This is a genomic window from Allobosea sp. 05T422_2 (genome assembly GCF_056396265.1).
In genome coordinates this window covers 1-2977 of the sequence record NZ_JBFTLD010000429.1, presented here as the reverse complement: position 1 = coordinate 2977, position 2977 = coordinate 1, and the positions used below count along the sequence as shown (strand labels likewise).

Sequence of the window (2977 nt, the reverse complement as noted above, 5' to 3'; positions counted from 1 at the left end):
ACGATAAGCCAAGGGCCCCGATCGGGGCCCTTGGCTTATCGTCTCACATCGCCAGCGCTGGCCTGGTTTTGCTCCGCCCAAGTGGCCTGGAATCCGGCCGCCGTTGACAGGTCGCGCGTCTGCACCTCGACGTCCCAGCTTCGAACGTCGAGGTCTGGCTCGACCACGAGGCGATCAAGTCCCGCGTCGAGAACGAGATCCCATACCTCATCCGCAACCTGTCGGAGGAGGATCGCTTCTACTTCTTCTACGCGGGTCACGGCCTCTGGGCGAACGGGGCCAACCGACTCACGTCATGGGAAACGCACCCGTCGAACCTGGCGGGAACCACGATCGACGTCGAGGCGACCTTGTTGGGGCCCCTGCGCGAAAGCGCTTGCCGGCACAGCCTAATCTTCGTCGATGCCTGCGCGGCCACCTTCGACGATCCCGGCCTGGTCGGCCGGGACGTGCTGTCGAATATGAAGCGGGAGGAGTTCGAGGACTTCGTCGAGAGCGCGGCACATGCCGCCGCCTTCTTCTCATGCTCCCCGAGACAGAAGTCCTATCCGTCTGCGGCGCTCGGGCATGGGATCTGGACGCATCATCTCCTGGAGGCCTTGAGAGGCAAGGAGGCGGGCGCGGCCGATCGTGGCTTCGTGACCGGGCAATCGCTACAGAATTTCCTGGCCGTGTCGGTGAGGGAATTCATCCGCAAGCACATGCAGATCGCCGCGCATCAGACCCCATATGCCCAGATCGGGGCATCGGGAACGTTCGCAATCCGCGAGATGCCAAGACCAGCGGTGGCTTCGACCGTCTCAGCTCCGATTACGATCGACTACGCTCGGGGTTACTTCAGGACGGTCGAGACCATGCCGTTCAGAGCGTTGCCAGGCTTCAGCAAGGCGAAAGGTCACTGGGTTCCGGACGATGTCAACGACTACGCTAACGGCTTCGCTCAGCGAGGGCTGAGCGAAGCCGTCGAGGAGGAACTCGACGGCATTTATCAGAAATCGAAGGACATTCTCCGCTTGAAGCGCCGGGACATCGACCGCGAAGCCTCGATGGAAGGGGGCGGCGGCTCCATCGACACCGACTTCTTTCGGTTTTCGATCGAAACCGGTCAAAGCCAAGACGATCCCGCGCAGGCAGAAATCGTCCGCGAACTGGTCTTGCGCGTGTCTCYCGCGAATCTGCCGGATGACTTCGAAGACATATTCCCCACCTCCGTAACGGAATTCGTGGCACCGCTCTCGGTGGTGGGGAAATATGAGGCCCTCGTCGACTACCTTGAGGACCTCGCGGACGAGATCGATGCGAAATGCATCGAAGATCCGCGAACCGAGATCGCGCAACTTCACTTGCAGGATCGCACCGTCCTCGTGTTCGATCTGCAGGCGAAAACGCTGAGTGCCACGCCCCCCAACGCCGAAGGGTGCCAGACGATCCTGCGGAAGTTGAGCAGCGGCTCGCTGACCGCATTGAYAGGGCCGKCTCCGATCGCGATCGAAGCCCGCCCTCGCTCACCCTAGGTCACGCGCCGGCGCGCTCAGGGAACCGCGGCACCGGCGAGAAGCCGACCCAGCCCCTGGCCGCGATTCCGAGCGTTGCACGGGTGCGTCGCTCGGCCCTGCGGCCGTGGGTCGGGTGGACCTTGGCCGGCGGCGGAGCGATCGGCTCGGCCGGCTGGAACGGGCCGGCGGGGGTCGGCAGCGCCGGCGCCTTCTGGATGGGCTCGACGGCCCCCTCGATCGGGTCCTCGAAGACGAAGGCAAGCTGGCCGTCGTCGAACGGGACCGGCGGCTCAGGCTTGGGCGGCTGTCGCGCAGGCGCGCCGTCCAGCACGATCAGGCCCTTAGGCGTCGGCGGCGTCGTCCTGCCCCTCCAGGGTCCAGTGCGCGTTGCGGGGGCGTCCTGAAAGTTTTCATGCGGTGGTGCCACTGCCACCTCGAACCATCTGATGAAGTGATATCGATCAGTCTGCCGTTGATTCACGATTTGTTTGGATTGGCGGAGGGAGGCGGCATCATTGCCGCCTCCCAGATTTTGCGGAAGTCGAAGCTCAAAAACGGGGAACTTCGCCTCTCATTTCAAGCAGTATCAGTACTCTGCGTGCTACGAGCAGCCAGTTGTACTACCGCAGGTGTTGCACTTCAGGCAGGTGCCGTTGCGGACCAGCGTGAAGTTGCCGCATTCGCCGCAGGAATCGCCGACATAGCCCTTCATGATCGCTTCGGCGCGACGCTCCGAGGCTGTCGGCTGGCCGGCGGGAGCCGCGAAGCCGAGCTTGGCCAATTCAGCTTCGCCCACGGCCTCTTCTTCGGCGTCCGGCTTCAGCGCGGTCGCGCCTGCGGTGGCGAAGGAGGTGACGTTGCTGCTGCTGCGGGCGACGGTCTCGTGGACGATTCCGCCCTGGATGGCGAGCAGGTTGATCGGCTTGCCACGGCGGAAGCCAGTCGAGGCCAGCGGGGTCGAGGTGATCGCACCCACCGCGTCCGGCGCCTTGTCCTGGCCGACACCGCCACCGATCACGTCATGGCCGATCTCGCTCGGGTCGACATGGGCAAGGTCGTTGCGCGAGAGATAGCTGATCGCCAGCTCGCGGAAGACGTAGTCGAGGATCGAGGTGGCGTTMTTGATCGACTGGTTGCCMTGCACGAAGCCCGAGGGCTCGAAGCGCGTGAAGGTGAAGGCCTCGACATATTCCTCCAGCGGCACGCCGTATTGCAGGCCGAGCGAGACCGCGATCGCAAAGTTGTTCATCATCGCCCGGAAGGCCGCGCCCTCCTTGTGCATGTCGATGAAGATCTCGCCGAGGCGTCCGTCCGAGTATTCGCCGGTGTGCAGGTAGACCTTGTGCCCGCCGACGACGGCTTTCTGGATATAGCCGGTGCGACGGTCCGGCATCTTCTCGCGTTCGCGCTTGCGTTCGATCCGTTCGACGATGCGCTCGACGATCTTCTCGGCGACATGGGTGGCGCGTGCCGCCATCGGC

At 64.0% G+C, this 2977-nt stretch carries 3 protein-coding genes; 1 reads left to right on the top strand and 2 read right to left on the bottom strand.

The features are described from left to right. The first annotated feature begins 119 nt into the window (after positions 1–119). Positions 120–1514 carry a caspase family protein gene (locus AC1DJT_RS35550; RefSeq protein WP_476835943.1) on the top strand — a complete coding sequence of 465 codons (1395 nt, stop codon included), beginning with the start codon at positions 120–122 and terminating at the stop codon, positions 1512–1514. A gap of 1 nt (position 1515) precedes the next feature. On the opposite strand, the gene AC1DJT_RS35545 is transcribed toward AC1DJT_RS35550, so the two are convergent. Both AC1DJT_RS35545 and AC1DJT_RS35540 read right to left on the bottom strand, forming a co-directional pair. Continuing rightward, positions 1516–1923, bottom strand: a complete 408-nt coding sequence (locus AC1DJT_RS35545) for a hypothetical protein (protein WP_476768761.1) — start codon at positions 1921–1923, stop codon at positions 1516–1518. Between the two features lie 174 nt (positions 1924–2097). Beyond that, on the bottom strand, positions 2098–2977 hold an 880-nt coding region (locus AC1DJT_RS35540; RefSeq protein WP_476835942.1), incomplete at its 5' end, for a TSCPD domain-containing protein.